The 18,099-nt window shown below is 46.5% G+C and carries 14 protein-coding genes; 8 read left to right on the forward strand and 6 right to left on the reverse strand.

All coding sequences use genetic code 11. The annotated features are described in order from the left end of the window. The coding region (locus CKF42_RS17655; protein WP_146239954.1) for a glycosyltransferase at positions 1 to 169 on the reverse strand (169 nt) is incomplete at its 3' end. 1 nt (position 170) lies between these two features. Beyond that, on the reverse strand, positions 171 to 1,307 hold the full coding sequence (gene arnB, locus CKF42_RS17660; RefSeq protein ID WP_111208794.1) for a UDP-4-amino-4-deoxy-L-arabinose aminotransferase: 1,137 nt from the start codon (positions 1,305 to 1,307) through the stop codon (positions 171 to 173). Between the two features lie 660 nt (positions 1,308 to 1,967). Here arnB and CKF42_RS17665 point away from each other — a divergent pair. The 3 genes from CKF42_RS17665 to CKF42_RS17675 all read left to right on the forward strand — a co-directional run bounded on the left by CKF42_RS17665 (position 1,968) and on the right by CKF42_RS17675 (position 3,610). Then, a complete protein-coding gene (locus CKF42_RS17665) occupies positions 1,968 to 2,570 on the forward strand; it encodes a YceI family protein (RefSeq protein ID WP_111208795.1) in 603 nt (200 codons plus the stop codon). Positions 2,571 to 2,794: 224 nt separating this feature from the next. Continuing rightward, the gene (locus tag CKF42_RS17670) at positions 2,795 to 3,229 is read left to right on the forward strand and encodes a PACE efflux transporter (protein ID WP_111208796.1); all 435 of its coding nucleotides are present in this window, start codon (positions 2,795 to 2,797) and stop codon (positions 3,227 to 3,229) included. A gap of 177 nt (positions 3,230 to 3,406) precedes the next feature. Continuing rightward, positions 3,407 to 3,610 (forward strand): Hha/YmoA family nucleoid-associated regulatory protein, encoded by a 204-nt coding sequence (locus CKF42_RS17675; protein ID WP_111208820.1) that lies wholly within the window; start codon positions 3,407 to 3,409, stop codon positions 3,608 to 3,610. An 88-nt stretch (positions 3,611 to 3,698) separates the two neighbouring features. Here CKF42_RS17675 and CKF42_RS17680 read toward each other — a convergent pair whose 3' ends face one another. From CKF42_RS17680 to CKF42_RS17695, 4 genes are all read right to left on the reverse strand, one after another. Further along, positions 3,699 to 7,700, reverse strand: a complete 4,002-nt coding sequence (locus tag CKF42_RS17680) for a S6 family peptidase (RefSeq protein WP_111208797.1) — start codon at positions 7,698 to 7,700, stop codon at positions 3,699 to 3,701. 537 nt (positions 7,701 to 8,237) lie between these two features. After that, on the reverse strand, positions 8,238 to 8,483 hold the full coding sequence (locus CKF42_RS17685) for a DUF333 domain-containing protein (protein WP_111208798.1): 246 nt from the start codon (positions 8,481 to 8,483) through the stop codon (positions 8,238 to 8,240). A gap of 757 nt (positions 8,484 to 9,240) precedes the next feature. Continuing rightward, positions 9,241 to 9,876, reverse strand: coding sequence for a LuxR family transcriptional regulator (locus tag CKF42_RS17690; protein ID WP_111208799.1), 636 nt, complete (start codon positions 9,874 to 9,876; stop codon positions 9,241 to 9,243). 37 nt (positions 9,877 to 9,913) lie between these two features. Continuing rightward, positions 9,914 to 10,504, reverse strand: coding sequence for a helix-turn-helix domain-containing protein (locus CKF42_RS17695; protein WP_111208800.1), 591 nt, complete (start codon positions 10,502 to 10,504; stop codon positions 9,914 to 9,916). 1,557 nt (positions 10,505 to 12,061) lie between these two features. Between CKF42_RS17695 and CKF42_RS17700 the strand changes: the two genes are divergently transcribed. From CKF42_RS17700 to CKF42_RS17720, 5 genes are all read left to right on the forward strand, one after another. Beyond that, on the forward strand, positions 12,062 to 12,607 hold the full coding sequence (locus CKF42_RS17700; RefSeq protein WP_199559889.1) for a fimbrial protein: 546 nt from the start codon (positions 12,062 to 12,064) through the stop codon (positions 12,605 to 12,607). 124 nt (positions 12,608 to 12,731) lie between these two features. Next, positions 12,732 to 13,469 (forward strand): fimbria/pilus periplasmic chaperone, encoded by a 738-nt coding sequence (locus CKF42_RS17705; RefSeq protein ID WP_233501057.1) that lies wholly within the window; start codon positions 12,732 to 12,734, stop codon positions 13,467 to 13,469. After that, the gene (locus CKF42_RS17710) at positions 13,447 to 16,032 is read left to right on the forward strand and encodes a fimbrial outer membrane usher protein (protein WP_111208802.1); all 2,586 of its coding nucleotides are present in this window, start codon (positions 13,447 to 13,449) and stop codon (positions 16,030 to 16,032) included. The genes CKF42_RS17705 and CKF42_RS17710 overlap by 23 nt, the downstream gene beginning before the upstream one ends. Before the next feature lie 23 nt (positions 16,033 to 16,055). Continuing rightward, positions 16,056 to 17,396, forward strand: coding sequence for a fimbrial protein (locus tag CKF42_RS17715; RefSeq protein WP_158526771.1), 1,341 nt, complete (start codon positions 16,056 to 16,058; stop codon positions 17,394 to 17,396). Then, positions 17,362 to 18,099 (forward strand): fimbria/pilus periplasmic chaperone, encoded by a 738-nt coding sequence (locus tag CKF42_RS17720; RefSeq protein ID WP_111208804.1) that lies wholly within the window; start codon positions 17,362 to 17,364, stop codon positions 18,097 to 18,099. The genes CKF42_RS17715 and CKF42_RS17720 overlap by 35 nt, the downstream gene beginning before the upstream one ends.

An 18,099-nucleotide genomic window follows, 5' to 3' on the forward strand; every position in this document is an offset into this window, starting at 1 on the left:
GCCCGGCGGAACGGTCACTGCTGCCGTCATCCACCAGCAGGATTTCATAGTCCATCTGCAGTGTGTCGCAGGCGGCAGCGGTGCGCTGAAGCAGCTCCGGCAGGCTCTCCTGCTCGTTGTAGACCGGGATAACCACGGAGAGTCTGTTGATCGGTTTATTCTCGCCCATATCAGACTCCGGCAATGTCATTCAGCGCCTGAATGACGCGCTCGACATCCTGGTCCGTCATTGAGGGAAACAGGGGAATCGAACACATCTGCTGGCTATTGCGTTCACTGGCGGGCAGACGTAAATCGGGATAGCGCTCGCGATAATATTTGTGGGTGTGGGCGGCCCGGAAATGCAGACCGCTGCCGATATTGCGCGCCTTCAGCGCCTGCATAAACGCATCACGCGACAGGCCACACTGGCGTTCATCAATGCGGATAATAAAAAGATGCCACGCATGCTGATGAGGCCAGGCGGGCAGTGACAGCGCCGTGAACGGCAGTGCGCGCAGCGCGGCAAGATAGCGTTCGGCAATCTCGCGGCGGCGTGCAATAAAACCGGGCAGTTTCTGTAACTGCACCAGCGCAATGGCTGCGCTGATGTCGGGCAGGTTGTATTTAAAGCCGGGCATCATCACTTCTGCCTGCGGCAGACGGCCCTGCGTCTGGCGATCAAAAGCATCAACGGCCAGACCATGAAACTTCAGGCTGCGTATGCGATCGGCCAGCGCGGCGTCATCGGTCACCACCAGGCCACCTTCCGCGCAGGTGATATTTTTAATGGCGTGAAACGAAAAAATTGCCGTACCGCGGTGTCCGATCGGCTGTCCGTGGTAGGTCGTGCCTGCTGCATGTGCCGCATCTTCAATGATGGCAATGTTATGCTGCTCAGCCAGCTGATAGATCGGGTTAAGATCGACCGGTGCGCCAGCGTAATGGACCGGAATAATGGCGCGGGTCCGGGGCGTAATCGCCTGCGCAATCAGTTCCGGCGTCACCATCAGGGTATCAGGGTCCACATCGATCATGACCGGCGTGGCGCCCAGCAGCGTGATCAGATTCAGCGTGGAAACCCAGGTCAGGGAGGGCGTAATAACCTCATCACCGGGCCCAATTCCCATTGCCATCAGCGTGACGTGCATTCCGGCGGTGGCAGAGCTGACCGCAATGGCGTGCGGGTTGCCGGTCAGCCGGACAAAGGCCTGCTCCAGTCCGGCGCACTGAGCGCCGGTTGTGATCCAGCCCGAGTCAAAGACCGCTTTCACGGCTGACAGCTCTTCATCCCCCAATGAGGGACGGGAAAAAGGCAAAAAATCCATGCTAAAACTCCTGCAGATCAAACCCATAAGCGATCGCGCGAACTTAATCAGGCACAACGCCGGAAACAGAACTTAAATAGCGATTTATCATCCGCCAGCAGAGATGTTATTTACCCCAGGCGTCCATTTCTGGAATAGGGGTTGCCGGACTGGTAATACAAACTAGCGCACGAAAGTTAACTGAACATTAAATGAAGGGAATGAATAACAATAAATTAACGCAGGGTTCATTTGGTCATTTCTGAAAAAGTTCACCGACATGCATTAATATCGCCTCCGGGCAGACTTCTTTTTGATTGATTGATGATTTGTTTATAAAACAACGCAATCCGCCGCTGGATTATCAGCTTTCGATTCCATCCGATCAGCGATCCACTCAGACAAAAATAGCTTACTGAAGAACGAAGACGATTAATCTCCGCCTTTTTACAGTCCCGGCGAACGCCGCAGTTCTTATTTTCACCTTAATGTATTCTTAATATTTCCCGTTATCTTTGCGCTGAGACGGCGGTCACCGTTAACGTTTCGTGAATGTCAGATGACAGTGCGTTAATATTTGTCACATACGTCACGACAGAAAGGTAAAACAGTGTTACAAAGTCAATAAAATCGCGGATTCAGGCGTCAGGGTTTGAGCCCGCTCAGAATGAGAAAATAGTGATGAACCGTGTCGCCTGCTTATACGCTCTGCTCGCCTTGTTCAGCCCGGCGCTTTACGCCGCCCCCGTTACCTATACCATCGCGCCTGAGAAAACGTCGATCGGCCTTTCATGGCGTGCCTTTGGTCATGACTTTTCTCAGGCCACACTGCGCGGCGTGACCGGCACGGTGACGCTTAATCCTGATGAAGAGCGTGATGACCATATTGACGTCACCATTCCGGTCGCGACGCTGGTCGCCTCAAACAGGCTGTTAACCTGGCAACTGAAAAGCGATCTGTTTTTTGATGCAGAGCATTACCCACAGATTCACTTCGTCAGCAGCCGCGTTGCCTCGATGGGGGGTGCTGATTACCGGATTTTCGGGTTGTTAACGGTCAAAGATGTCAGCCGGCCAGTGGTGATGCTGGCCACGCTCGACAGCGGACAGGCCTTTGACCCCGCCTCAGATTCGCTGGCCCTGCATGCCTCGACCGCGATTTCCCGCACGGCATTCCGGGTGGATCGGCTGGTCGGCGTGGTAGACGATCGCGTCAACATTACGCTGACCATTGCGGCGGAAGTGAAGCGGCCGCTGTCCTCACCGTTAACCTCGTCCCGATAAGGGTTGTCACTTAACCTGACGCCCAACATAGACGCCCCGTTCAGGCTAAAAAACCATAGCCGACCTGAATACTAAAATAAAAAACTATATATGCGATTTTCGCAGCTTTAATCTTTAATGACTTCTGGGTGGCGTTAATATTGCTTTTGGTCCGGCTTAACGTTTGTGAACTGCATGTTTAGCGAGAACCGGACAGCGTGCTGACGACGTTATGAGAATCTGGTTTGGAACACTCTTTATCCCCGATGCGCACCACCACAGAAAGAGTGCTGCATGCCATTGTCTTTGAGGTGGTCGCCAACTGTCTGGTGTTCATCATTCTGATGATCTGCGCCTCCGCGGCGCCTGTGCAGTCGGCACTGCTGACGGTAGCCTCCTCATCACTGGCGATGGGATGGAACTATCTGTTTAACCTGCTGTTCGACGGATTCCTGATGCGAAAAGGCATGAAAAAATCCTGGTGGGTAAGATGCCTTCATGCCCTGTTATTCGAAGCGGGTCTGTTGATGGCATTAATCCCGTTTGCTGCATGGTGGCTGGATATCACGCTGCTTTCAGCGTTAAAACTTGAATGCGGGCTGGTGCTGTTCTTTCTGGTTTATACCTGTTTGTTTAATCTGCTATGGGATTATGGAAGAGCACTTCGTCTCAGCAAATAATCAATGCGCTAATCCGCAGGGAGGATTAATACCTGACGTAGCCGGATAAAAATCGTTCATTCAACAGGCTTTTCATTGCCAGCGCGCTTTTTGCTGACAGCCTGGATATAACCACGAGCCTGCGGAAATCAGCTTAGCCGCTGGCTCAATTTAATGAGTAACATCTGCAAACATATTATGAACAAAGTCTATTATCTGGAAAAATTAAGAAATTGCCCTTCCACGGATATCCTGGATATCGTGACAAGCTATATGCGGAAAAAATTGCCTTATGACGATCTCTCTTCCTTTGAAGGTGCTTACGATCATCGTAAAGCTGAGCTGATAATGAATGAGACCTATACTGAAGTGCCGGCAGAGGTCTGGCGGCTGGTGTGCTGATTGGTTCAGTTAAAAAGTGAATTCGCGGATCATGCAGAGCATCACCCGGTACTGAGGTGATGCTCTGCAAGCAGGAGAAGCTGCATGATCAGAAGTGGTATGACAGACCGATCAGACCGCTATAATCCGTTTTAAATTCACCACCAAAACTGGTATCCACTTTCGCAGTGAGTGCAAGATCAGGGGTAATAACGCCCTGAAGACCAATGCTGCTGCGATAACGGTTATCAGACCAGGCGCTATATTTTCGACTCGACTGGCGGTCTGATAGCGTAGTCGTTGAGCCCTTTTCACCCGGCGAATATTGATATTCGATGCCCGCATTCAGATTCACCTTTGGCAGCCATGCACCCAGCCCGCGTTTCTGTACCAGAATGCCTGTGGTCGTGAAATAAGGTGTTGATGAACTCAGTGAAACGCCGGCATCTTTTCCTCTCAGTGTGTAACCAGACAGGATGCCACCACTGACGCCCACGTAGGGTGAAATGAACAGCGTATTGTCAGACAGACCAAACTGATAACCTGACCGCAGGCTGCCCGTCAGCATCTGACTCTCTTTCTTACTGGCGTGGATATATAAGGCAGGATCCAGCGATATTTCCTGATTGAGGTGCATGTAATAACTGGCCGCATCGACAAACCATCCGACATCAGACTGCCAGGAAGAGTAAATCCCCACTGTCGCCAGTCGATGTTTTTCATGGCCAGCCCCTTTGATTTCACCCTGGGTGTAACTGGCGCTGATACCCGCTGTTTGCGTACCGTTGTGGCTGTCCCAGCCTACATTCAGCGTCTGCTGGCTACTGTCCAGTCCCAGGAAATGCCCTTTTCTCTGTTCAATAGTGGCCCATGAACCGCTGTTTTCTGGCGAAGCGCGCAGGCTGTCGGTACGGTTGTGCAACTGACTCACAGCTTCGCTTAAAATGTACTGCCGTGAAGCAATTAAGGCACGCGTTCGCTGAATCAGTGGCAGATTGTCGGAAACAGAGAACCAGTCATCCGGATTGAATGTCGCCGTTTCTGCTGGCTCTTCTTCTCTCACTATGTCAGCAGTAGCCTGCTCAGCAGTCGCATTCTCTTCAGCCGGCACATCTGGCAGCGATGCGGAATCGGGTGTGGCTGCGGGCGCTGGCGTCACATCCTGTGCTGGCGCGGGTTCCGTCGTCGCATCTGATTCCGGGGCGGGCGCGGGCGTCACGTCCGGTACTGACTCGGGTTCCGGCGTCGCGTCTGATGCCGGCGCAGGATCTGGCGTCATGTCCTGTGCTGGTGCAGGTTCTGGCTCAGGTGTGACGTCAGTTTCTGGGGTCGGTTGCGGATTGGGTTCAGATTCAATCGTCTGATTATTTTTCAGTACCCATAAAACACGGTTGTTTTCGTCTTTCACCTGATAATTTGGCGTGTAAACGCTAAAGCCGCTGAAGTTGTCTGCAAAAGAGAAATAACTGTGTGAGGTACCCGCTGGGGCATCAATCATCACCAGATCCTGTTTCAGCGCAACCTCATTCTGCCCGCTCATGAACAGGCTGACATCCAGCAGGTTATCCCCGCCGCTTGCTACGTCTTTAACAATCAGTTTATCGCTTTCCAGCGTAGCGGGTTTAACGCCCAACATCAGGTTTAAACCTGTGGCATTCAGTCTGTCGACAGACAGGGTTTTGGCACTCCAGCTTTCTGAAGGCACAGTTGAAAGCGTTGCTCCACGTTTTGCCAGGAGCGATTTAATAGTGCTGTTGCCGGTCATCGTCCAGTGTGCGTTGGAAGCCAGCGTCATCGCACTGCTGCCCGTTGATGTCACTGAACCCTGATAATTCACCTTCCCAAGGTAAAGGGAAGTGTTGTCTGCGAGCTGAACATCGCCTTCCACCTCACTGGGGGGCAGCAGGGCCAGTGCCGCTTCGCTGCGTACAGGCTGACTGCAGGAAACAGCATCAGAATAGATGACGGAATAACAACGCCAGCTTTTGTCGCCTGCCAAATCGCTATCGTTATAGCCAAAAGAGAGCGTTGCCGAATCAGCAGCAAAAATATTGGCTTTGACACCCGCATATTCTCCCACCTGTAACGTCGCTCCCGAACCAACCGTAATCTGCTCGGCTTTAAACAGCGAAGTATTCCAGTCATCCTCAACAACAACGCCGCCTGCATGGGAAACTGGCTGTCCTGAGAGAATGACAGTTCCGCTGGTAATATCCAGACTCCCATTTAAATTCATCCCGCCTGTCAGTGCAGTAATGGCGGTGGAATTACGCGGTAAGATATTCACGTTCATCACGCCATTCAGCGCATTCTCCAGGGTTTCCCCCAGAAAACCACGAAAGACCTGAACGTTAAGTTGCGTCAGGCGATGATTGATTGCTTCATCCGGATCAGTTCCCAGATAGGTCCACGTCGACGTTGAAGACTTATTGGTAGGAAAATACCAGTAGGAAGAGGTATTTAATTGAAAGTATTCAGTATCTTTGGTGTAAGGGTTATTGTAGACATAGATTGTGCCTGGTGTGCCCTTGGGATTGCTGCTGCTGAACTTATAAAAGGGGACGTCAGCGGCAGTGTAGCCAGTAATGTTCAGTGTGGCCGCCGAATCACTGTGGTTTACCAGCATTGCCCCACTGTCGGTATGGTTAATCTTTTTAAAACTGAGTGCATTACCATTTAAATCCAGCCGTCCTCCCCGATAACCAAAAAAGATCTGATCAGCAGGCACCTGCTTTTCATCATTCAGAACCACAGTTGGCCGGCCGCTGACAAGCGTGACCGAAGAGAAAGCCTGTTTCCTGCCTGAGTCATCCGCTTGTTGATCGAGAATAACGGTTCCCTCCCCCACATTCAGTGAGCCCGGGTTTTTACCTGTTGCATTAATGTGCAGTGTCCCTGCCCCGATCTTATGCAGGGCATCATTGGCTACTCCATTCACCTGCCACAGAACTTTTTTATCTGCGTCAACGTCAACACCGCCGCCAGCCCAGGTTGCATTTGCGCCAGGGGCAGAGAGAACCGTATAGTCACTGGAGAACTGAAGTTTGCCAGCCCCCATATTCACTGGCGCACTCAATGAGATGATTCCACCTGCGCCATTGAAACGAAGATCTTTAGTGCCGTCGAGTTCTTCATTTGTGGCTTGAGACGGGGCAGTCATTGCATATTTTGTGTCCAGACCACTCCAGAACCATGATGCTTCATTTTGAGTAATAGCCTCCTTTTCCCACAGGATTGTGCCCGCGCCAGCCACGTCTGTAACCTCTGGCGAGGTATTAGCAGCCGTGATTGTCTGAATGTATCCATCAGGTATATATTCCCACATGATAGTACTGCCATAAGCTGCCGCAGTAGTTCCGCCATGTAATACACCCGCGACTTTCCATTTCTGATCGGGTTCGTCGAAAACCAAAATCGGACTGCCGCTATCACCCCCCAGCGTACCAATCGCGAGCGGGGAGGTGAGCGGATTGTCTGGACCATAATCAATCGCGCGCAACGTCCCGGACGGGGTCGTTACGGTCTTCGCATTGATGGTACCGCCGCTGACCCACTTATAAGCACTGCTCAAAGTGATTTGCGTTGTCTGATCTTCACTGACCTGAGTCTGCTTACCGCCCCCGATGCGGGTATACCAGGAAAAGCGTGACTTATCTGCCGTACGCATGGTCGTCTTATCAAGCACTTCTGCTGGCGCAGCCTCGGTAACAACTTTATTCAAACGCGGAAGATGAAAGTCAACATCTGAGATCGTGGAGTCATTGCGGTTAATTAAACGGTAGGTTGCACCGTACTGTGCACCTTTACCAAATCCGACTGACTGATAACCCGTATTATGGCGTGCGCTGGCAACATAGGAGGGTGCAACCAACGTGCTGTAACCATAATTAGCGACCATACCAAAGTCGGGCATAGCGAATGGCAGGTATCCTGATAAGGAGCCATCTTTTTTACAGACCGGTATATTTGTTTCCCCGGCGGCGTAACGTCCCAGATTCTCAGCAAAATCGCGATATTCCTGCACGTCGATATCATGACGCATAATACCCGCATAGGATTTAGTGCAAATAATAAACGTGTAACACAGCGCTGCGCTTCCAAAATATTTCAATAGATCGCCCTCATGACATTGTTCTTATTTAAGGAAATCCTTAATTAAGGAAATAATATCACTACGACAATCCTGAGCTAAATGCCGGTCAATATAAAGAGTTGAGTTAAATCAAAGCAATGGGATATGCAAGCCATCACCATTACATAACCTATTGTTTTTAATCATTAATTAATTCATCTCAAATCAGAATGGATGTTGAAAGATTTAAATTACCACCCTACCCATGCTGTCAAATGAAACCTCCAGATAAAACAAAAAGCATACATTGACAAAAACCTTTCAAAAATAAAATACGTAATGGAAGTGGCACTGACCCTTTAAACATTGATCGTGCCATCATTAATCCTATACCACTCATCCTGTTTGTCGTTTCAGAATACCCTTGAGACAGATGGCATTTCTGCTCTGGTATGCAGGTTGATTCATGAAGCATGCAGCCAGAAAACAGTTAAATAGGATAGTGGGGGGGCGAAATTAAAGAATATTACTTACCCGGCATCCAGTGCGGGCAATCTCAGGCTGATGGATACAGTTTTAATGCGGGTGATCACGATGAAAAAGTGCCCACTGCTCAATGCGTTCGCCAGAAGGTAGCAGGCAATATAGAGCACTCCCCTTCGGGGAAACCGCCTTCACTTCTTCTCCACCCCGCTGGAGGCACCATTCACTGGCAGGATTGCGCATCGTCAAACGCCCAGGTTCTTCAATATGCGATGCACATCCTGTCAGTTTCAATGCAAATATCAATGTGATGCCAGTTATCTTATTTACAATTTTCATTAAAACCTCTGATGAGAAACGCTTAAAAGTGTGGCTTAAGTAAAGGGCAGCGAAAACTCTTTGAACAGATAATTATAAAAATTTGCCTTGACCATTTGAGGAATAGCTATCAGGTTAAGCTTTCACATTTGAGTCTGAAAAAAAATTCATTACAGGAACAGATAGAAGATGTATACAACACTGCCGATTAGAATTTTCTTTTTACTGCCAATACAGAAAATAAAAGCAATTTAAAACAGAATTCAGAATGCGTCATCATTTGCTATCAGCAGACCGACTGGATTTCAGAACGTGCCCCCAGTACAGTATATCTGTAAGGCGTATCCTTTTAAGCGTAACACCATTATCCTTCGTACGGTTATCAGTCCTGTCCTGTTTGACGCTTTAAATTCAGACTCATGGGAATAATGCTTATCCACCGTGGATTTCTAAGAGTCATTGAAAAGAACTCTTCGGTGTCTTGTTAAGCATATGGCAGTCTGACCATCAGCCTTAAACACCAAGAGATGAACGTTGAACAAGCGCGGAGATCATGACGATTACAGACAAAAAAAATCAATAAATTTTCAATATTTTCTCATCTTACGGCCTAAACAGAATGTTAAGTGCACAAGCCGTCTGTTCTGACGATTTTCTCACAAAACCCATTAAGACTTACGATAATGAAGAAAATCATCAATAAAGCATGTGTAGCCGACCCGCTAAGTACCCAGTGAACCTGCTACATGGCGTGGCGTAATGAAGCTTATTCGAACACTTATGCTTCAACGGAGTTAATCACACCTCTATAAAGTTCAAGCAATGAGAGATCGTTGATAAAAGCGTTGAACTCCATATCTCCCCGCAATGCGAACTTTTTCATTACATTATATTTGTGCGCATATACAGTTTTTGCTGATAAGTCTAATCGTTTTGATGTCTGTCTCACACTATAGCCCTTTTTCAAAAAACTGAGTACCTGTAACTGGACTACCGTTATACGCGCAAAATCACAGCGCAGACAATCTGATGGCTGGAAGCCTGGCCCTCTATCCTGAGTGGTTAGCCAGAAGCGGGTTAAATTTCTGGATATTGTGCAGACAGAATCAGAACGTGGGATAACAAGCAAAGATCGGTAGCAAACAGGCAGTTGGTTCAGAATGACATCTTCATATTCATCGACAAAAACCATGATGATGCTACCGGGTTTACGATCGCGGAAAGCAGGTTGACACATGTACAAACGCCATTGTGACACATTAATCAGGATAAAATCAGCCTGCTTTAAGCTGCAACTATTGAAGCCAGATAAAAAGTTCACCTTAGCATCAGATAATAGTGCTCTCTCAATTATTTTTGAGATGCCTAGCCTGAAGAAATAATTCTCATTAGTACAAATGACATGAAATTCCATTTTTCCCCTTAGGCACCTCAAAATTAGCACCGATACTTCAGGTAAACTTCCCGTTAACCAGTACCAGCTCACCCTTTTCTTTTAGTTCTTTCAACACTCTGCATATGGAGCTTTTAGAAAGATGCGAACTATTCTCAATAAGGTAAAGCGCAGAAAAGCGTTTTTTAAGGTGTGCCGGTAGTTTTTCCCAGCGGCCAATGAGAGAAATAACCTCATCATATGAATTCTTTTTAGGCAGCTGAATGTAGCTCATTAAATCAGAATACTGACCTGATAAAATGGACATCGCATCATTAAAGAGATCTTTTTCAAAGATGAGACGCCAGAACACATCATAATCAATGAAACTGACTTTACCATAATCAATTCTCTCAAGATAAACCGGAGGTTCATCCAGTGCAGGTGTGACACCAACCACAAAAGGAGCGGATAAAATATTGAGGACCTTATTTTCGCTTTTAAGCTTGAGCAAAAAATCCCCATCCAGAATAAACATGACACGACGTACATTATCTTTAGTCAGATGATAACGACGCTTGCCGCGTGAGATCTCGTCTGGATTAGCAACTTGAGTATATCCTGCCAATGCATCGATGATTCGTTCATGATTTTCGGTTACTCTATACATAATAATCAACTCAATCTAACTAACACAGGGTTAGTGATTAGTAGTAAAATTTGTAACATCGGTTTTTATAGTCTCTTTTTCGCCTGGTATACTGCACGCCCCAGCTCGCCTCCGCAATTCGAGCTTAATGTAAATTATTATTGGTTTCACTATAGTAAAACCGTCACGATAAAATTCAACACCATAAAAAAACGAAATGAAAGAGCACACGGCCAATGCATGGCATAAAAACCAGATATTACACCACTAAAAAGTCATTTAATCAGCATATAAAGCCAGCTTATGGTCCGTTACTGATAGTCTTATAACTTTTTCAGAAAAAGTGAATCGTTCATAATCATTTGAAGTTAAATGTTATAAACCTGATACATCACTATCAGACATCAGAAGAAAAATGGCTTAATTTTGCGATGAGAATAATCAAATCATACTGACCTCATTGTTAACTCTCCCTTCTAAAATAAAGAACATTTATTACCTCTTGAGAGTCATTAAACCATATGCACAGTCATCCAGGCATTTAAATTATAAAATGCATATTATTTAGATTTTTAATTTATATTTTGCATATTAATCAGATTTAAATTCTGATCCAGCGCGGTTTTTTGTCGCCCATTTTTTACTTATTACTCACAAAAGAGCATAAACATCTGGTCATGGAGCAATTTCTGATGAGCATGAAACTATCAATACCTTTTAAGTTAATCCTCAGAGTTGCCCGTGGCGTCCTGTTCTTCGCTGGCAACATTTTTACAGCTTGTGCTACGTCCTTTATTTTAGAAGATAGAAACCAAAGCAATAAGACACCATTCCTTAGACAGGCTTAATTCCACGCACATGGTTATCACATTATGAATAGTGGGCTCATGCCAGAATGTTAAAACCAGCACCATAGTCTTAATTTCACTTAATCTTTTATAAGTCTCTCAGGTAAGAAAAACCATAACGCCCGGCTTTCCTGGAAGATAGCATATTTATCAAGGCATCAGCCGCGTAGATTAATAGCCTCCTCCCCTGGCATATCAATTCATTTTATCCATGCAGCCCTCATAAATGAAGAAACAGCCATGGTTCAACGACTATAAATTGCAGGCGCAGCCAATCATGTGGCCTGTACCTGCTGGAAAACTGACTGCCTTAAGCAATCGCCTCATAATTTAAAACAGATGCCATTGAATTAACTTCGGGAACAAGAACGAACACTTTTCATTAACCGGCATGCAATAAAACACACAAAATTAGATCCCCCGCTAAAGAACTGGCTCTATTTATGAATGTATTTCATCTTTCTGCCGTCGAGGAAAAAACTAAAAACAAATACTTTTTTAAAGAAATAAAAACTCAGCAAAACAAAAAAATTACCTATGTTGCCATATGAGATCCCTCAGCCAGGGTATGAGTTAAATTAAGAGTTTTTAAGATTACTTCACATGTAGTGAATGGCGTGGAACTTTAATATTTCTACGCCAAATAAGACTCTCTTATCCTGGCCACCCAAGGTTTCATGTTATCCGAAGCAATCTGAAACCTAATACCTTTATACGATAGGGAAATTTAATGATGAAAAAACTCGCCTTTTTATCTGCATCTGTAATGTCTGTGCTGTTCGCTTCGCAGGCTTTTGCATCTAACAACACTATTACTTTTCAGGGACGAGTAGATAGCCAAACCTGTACAGTAACAGTTAATGGCAACACTGCAAAACCAACGGTACTGCTGCCAACCGTCAATGTTGATGCTCTGAAAGAAAGTGGAAGTACTGCCGGTCAGACAACCTTCGATATCGGCATTACAGGCTGTAAAAGTAGCGACACTGCAACAACTGTTTCTACCGTGTTCACCGGAAACAGCGTGAGCGCAAAAGGTAACCTGAGCAACGTTGCAGCTACAGATGAAGCGGCGCAGAACGTTGAAATCCAGATTCTGAACACCAAAGGTGGCGCCATCGACTTTAACCATGACTTCGACAGCGAGGGCGAGTTACACCTGGCAGCCGGCGAGAAAGACGCATCTGCGACTTATACCGCACAATATTATGCTACCCAGGCTGCAACTGCCGGTGCTGTTGAAGCATCCTTACAATATGCAGTGAGTTATAACTAATAAGTAAATTATCAGGGATGTGAATTTTCTAAAACATTATTTAGATTAAATCGGGCCATGGATGGCCTGCTTCTCTTTTATCTTGATTCTGGCAATAATTTTCTTATCTTAACGGATGGCTACTATGTCTTGCTTACCTATAATTCGTTTATCATGGCGTAGCACTTTATTGCTTTTGTTTTCCTTTTTCATTTGCGGATCAACACTTGCTAGCGTTGTGATGACCGGCTCGCGCGTGATCTATCCTTCTGATGCTAAATCCGTCGATGTGCAGCTAAAAAATAATGACGACTTCCCTTATGTCATCCAGGCCTGGTTTGACAGTGGCGATAATAATTCTACGCCAGCTACCGGTAAAGCCCCCTTCGTAGTTACACCACCGACATTCCGGATTGCAGCAAAAGATGGTCAGGTAATGCGTATTTTCTTTACTGGCGGTAATACATTACCGCAGGATCGAGAGTCTGTTTTTTACTTTAATTTCCTGCAACTCCCGCCAGGAAACCTCTCTGGTGATACAGGAAACCAGATGATGGTTTTATTAAAAAACAGAATGAAATTATTTTATCGCCCAGCCTCACTAAAAACTAACCCTAAAAAAATATTTGATTATTTAACTTTTAGCAACGTTTCTCCATCAGGCATCCGAATCACCAATACCTCTCCCTACTACATTTCGTTGAGTAAGGTAGCGGTCAGAAATGCAGTAGCAAAGAAAGCTGCGCCTATGATTTCCCCATTTTCCTCAGTTGATGTGGCTTTAACGCCAGGGAAAACCACAGGTAACACCCAGGGAATTGAAATCGGTTTAATCAATGATTATGGGGCAACGGTGACACATGAATATCCAATTCAAAAATAAAAAAAATGGCTTTCATCTTGCTCTGGTTACTTGCTTAGTAAAAGCCGCATTATTTACACAAGCTGCTCACGCTGAAGAATACCGATTCGATAATCATTTACTGGCAGGTTCTGGCTTTGCACAGGGCGTTGACCTTAAGCAGTTTAATGAAAAGCAGGTTGCGGTTGCTGAAGGTCAACAGATCCTTGATGTCAGCCTGAACGGAGTAAAAGTCAGAAGTCAGGTAGCGGTGAATTTTCGTAAAAAGGATGCCGCAGATAAAAGCGCGCAACCTTGCATTGATGCTGAAATGGTGAAAATACTTCAATTGAAATCTGGTCTGCCGGATGCGAGTAAAGAGCAATGCTGGTTACTTTCTGATATCACAAAACAGGGAAAATGGAACATTAAGCAGTCCACACTAACACTGGACTTTCTCATCCCTCAAATTTTTCTTAACCGCAAACCGCGTAATTATATCCCTATTTCAGAATGGGATGCGGGTGCACCACTGATATTTTTACGTCACAATACCAGTTTTACCCGCAATATTGTTCGTGATTCCCACTACAATTATATGTGGAGCATGATTAATGCTGGCGGAAATCTCGGTATGTGGCAACTGCGTCATCAGGCCAACCTGCGTTATATGGAAAGCAGTACTGGTGGCGATCATTACAAATGGAACTCTGTGCGCACCTGGGTACAGCGTCCATTGCCAGCTATATCCAGCGAGCTGATGGTCGGTGACACCTACACCGACAGCTCAATGTTTGGCTCAATGTCCTTTAACGGTGTGAAACTGGCCACCGATCAACGTATGTGGCCGCAAGCTCGCCGCGGTTATGCACCTGAAGTACGTGGTGTTGCTACCAGCACCGCACGAGTCCTTATAAGACAGGCCGGGAATGTAATATATGAAACGCAGGTACCACCTGGCCCTTTCCTTATTGACGATCTCTATAACACGCGTAGTCAGGGTGATTTAAAAGTTCAAATCATCGAAGCTGACGGCAAATCTTCATTTTTCACCGTCCCTTACGCTGCGGTGCCCAACTCTATGCGTCCGGGCAATCTCAGCTATCAGTTCGCCGCCGGTAAAGTCAGAAATTATTATTCTGTTCAGAATGCCTTCACAGAAGGTGTATTGCAGTATGGCCTCAGCAATAGTTTTACTTCAAATTCAGGGGCTCGTTTCGCCAACAACTACCAGGCTTTGCTGATGGGGGGTGTCTATGCCTCTGAGCTGGGCGCATTATCACTTAATACCACCTGGTCACATGCTAAGGTGGAAAACGATATGACCCAAAGCGGCTGGCGCGCTGAGATGTCTTATAGCAAAACCTTCCCGACTAATACTAACCTGGTACTGGCAGCCTACCGCTATTCCACTTCAGGTTATCGCGATCTGGAAGATGTGCTGGGTGTACGTCGGCAGCAGGATGGCGGTACAAATTACTATTCCGACACAATCAAACAGCGCAACCGCTTTACGGCAACCATCAGTCAGAACATGGAGCAATATGGATCCGTCGCCTTGAGCGGCAGTAGCACTGACTATTATAACAATCGGTCGCGTATTACCGAGCTACAGCTTTCCTACAACAATATGTGGAAAAGGATGAGTTATAACATCAATGCTGGAAGGCAGCGCTCCACCTGGAGCAGTAACAACATATACAGTGTGAATGACCGTGATTACGATTCAAGCCGTACTCAGAAATACACTGAAAATGTGGTGTCCATTGGCATTTCCATTCCGCTCGACTGGCGTGATAGCCGCTCGACGGTTTCTCTTGATATGACAAGGGATAACAATACAACCTCAGCAATGACGACGCTTTCTGGTTCTGCAGGACAGAATAGTGATTTTACCTATTCACTCTATTCAAGTTATGACAAATACCGCAATGCTGGAGAGGGTAAAAAGCACTCCACCCGCTGGGGAACTAATGTGCAGGAACGTACCCGTCTGGGAACTGTTCGCGCGTCCTATTCCCGCAGCGATGATTATCACCAGCTTGGCCTGGGAACTTCAGGCACACTGGCTATCCATAGTGGTGGCGTCACCTATGGTCCCTATACGAGTGATACCTTTGCGCTGGTAGAAGCCAGGGGTGCGAGTGGGGCGATTGTGAATAACGGGCAAGGTGCCAAAATCGATCCTTTCGGTTATGCCATCGTGCCATCGCTGGCACCGTACCGCTATAACACCATCAGCATTGATGGTAACTCCATGTCTCAGGATGTTGAGCTGGAAGGCGGTAATGTGCGCGTCGTGCCCGTGCTCGGCGGTGTACCGAAAGTTACATTCAAAACTGTGTGGGGAACTCCAACACTGATTCTTGCCAGACTGGCAGACGGTACACCAGTACCAATGGGTGCAGATGTTAAAGACAGCGAGGGCAACCGCGTTGGAATGGCAGGTCAAAATGGCCAGATTTACGCTCGTCTTCCTCATGCCTCGGGTACGTTATTTGTTAGCTGGGGAAACAGCAATAAATGCCGAATTAACTATCAATTGCCTTCTAAAAAGGTGAGCGATAACAGTTTTGTCAATTTAAGCGGCACATGTATCCAGTGAACCTTATTTCGATGAGTACAATCATGAAACTTAACATCACTAAATTGAAACCATGGCTGGTCGCCTCAATATTAGTAGCACTAACGCCAGTAGCTAAGGCAACCTGCTACAAGGTCACCTCCATAGGCAAAACGACCCGTTCGATTCCTCAGGAAGTGGCAGATTTAGGATATACCGCTAAAGATTGGGGTGGGGTATATGCCACGACTGCGGCATCTATCTCATTTGGAACAATTATTATGGGTACAGCCGCACAGTCAATTGCGCCTGCCGGAACGGTATTAGCCGTCGCAGATCTCCCTATCCTGGAAAAAGGGCAGAAAGTGTCCTATTCAGCTAATCAGATTGTGTTTAAATGCGACCTTTCCGATGCTGATGATATCTATGAAATCTATGCATTACCTGGCGTAAGCGGAGAGTTTTATGGTGGCAAAGAAGTTTCCGACGTCGAACATGGCTACCAGACACCTTCAAAGAGTATTGCTTATCGAATATTTAATCAGAGAACCGGGCTTTATTACACCAACTCCTGGCAGGAGCGCAAGCTTACAGAAGAAGATTATGTTGTCATTGGCTCGAAAATTTATATACCAGCATCCGCATTCGACAGCGCAACATTTGAATTGGTTAAATCCGCCTTAGATTTTGGAATAGTACGACGAAATCCATTTTTGGCGACATCAGCACAAGGGTACGTGACCTTAAGAACGCCGACTATTAATAACAACGCCAAAACGGGTTCCTTAGCCAACAGCCCGGAGAAGAGTGATCATTCCGTAGCCGTCTGGACCATGGGAGGCGGTACCACCACTGTCATTCATGGTAATAACTGCACCCTGGGAGATTTTGACCAGGTAGTTAATCTACCGCCTATTACAGTGAGCGATTTAGAAAATGATGTGGCCAGCACTAAAACCTTTAATATTTCGATAGATTGTAATGCTGGCGCAATATCGGGTACGACTCCCGATGACGATGACGCACCGGTCGCTGTGGGTTTTCTGGTCTCCCCCTCAGCGAAATCAAAAGCAAGTGAGCTTAAATTGGAAAACAGTTCGGGTGGCATAAGCTATTTACTTGACGATAATTATGGTGCCAATGGCGTAGCTTCTGGGGTTGGTATCCGAATTTATTCATCTGGTACAAGTGCGCTTAACTTGTTGTCCAGCAGTACCGACACCGGTACCGGGAATACAGCAGGCTGGTATGGGTTTGCCGATCTCATGAATGTAACAGGTATTAATGCTTCTGGTGGCATGTCATACGCGGGTTCCTTTACGGCGTCTTTAGAACAAATTCCAGGTTTAACCGTAAAAACAGGTTCAGTTAATGCGCAAGCACAGATTATCGTTAGTCTGCAATAACCTGCTGCTTTTCGGTGCGCTTATTATGAGCACTGGCACTGCCAGTGCCGTTGTTAACAGCACTCAAAGCCGTCTCGTTTTCAACGAAAACAGTGTCGCAGAATCGATTACCGTCGTGAACTCAATCACTTCCCCAGCATTGGTTCAGATGTGGACAGATGATAATGAGCCACTAAGTCCGCCAGATCGTATCAGCACACCGCTTATTGTGGTACCGCCAATGTTCAAATTGGCTCCAGCAGAGTCCCGCAACCTGCGGGTAATGTTACTTTCACGTGATGGAATGCCTAAAGACCGCGAACGGGTATACTGGCTGAATATTTATCAGATTCCTCCAAATACACAGCAGGAAACCGCAGAGGAAAAGAAAATAGTCCTGCCGTTGCGTATTCGCTTGAAAATATTTGTGCGTCCATCCGGACTTAAAGAACCTGACGAAAATATCGGCGAAAAGTTACGCTTTACTCTCAATCACACCAATGAAGAGAACGCCGTGCTGAAGGTCGACAACCCCACCCCTTACTACATAACTTTGGGAAGCATCAGTCTGGGTGAAAAACATCTGAAAGCCGATATGATTGCGCCCTTTTCCTCGATCTCATTTCCCGCGATAAACGCAGGGATCCAACGTACATTACGCTGGAGCGTGATTGATGATTATGGAAAAAAGACCCCATACAATAGAGAGTTAAGCAGCCCGTGA

Origin of the sequence: Pantoea sp. ARC270, from assembly GCF_003236725.1 — a bacterium.
Classification (GTDB): Bacteria; Pseudomonadota; Gammaproteobacteria; order Enterobacterales; family Enterobacteriaceae; genus Pantoea; species Pantoea anthophila.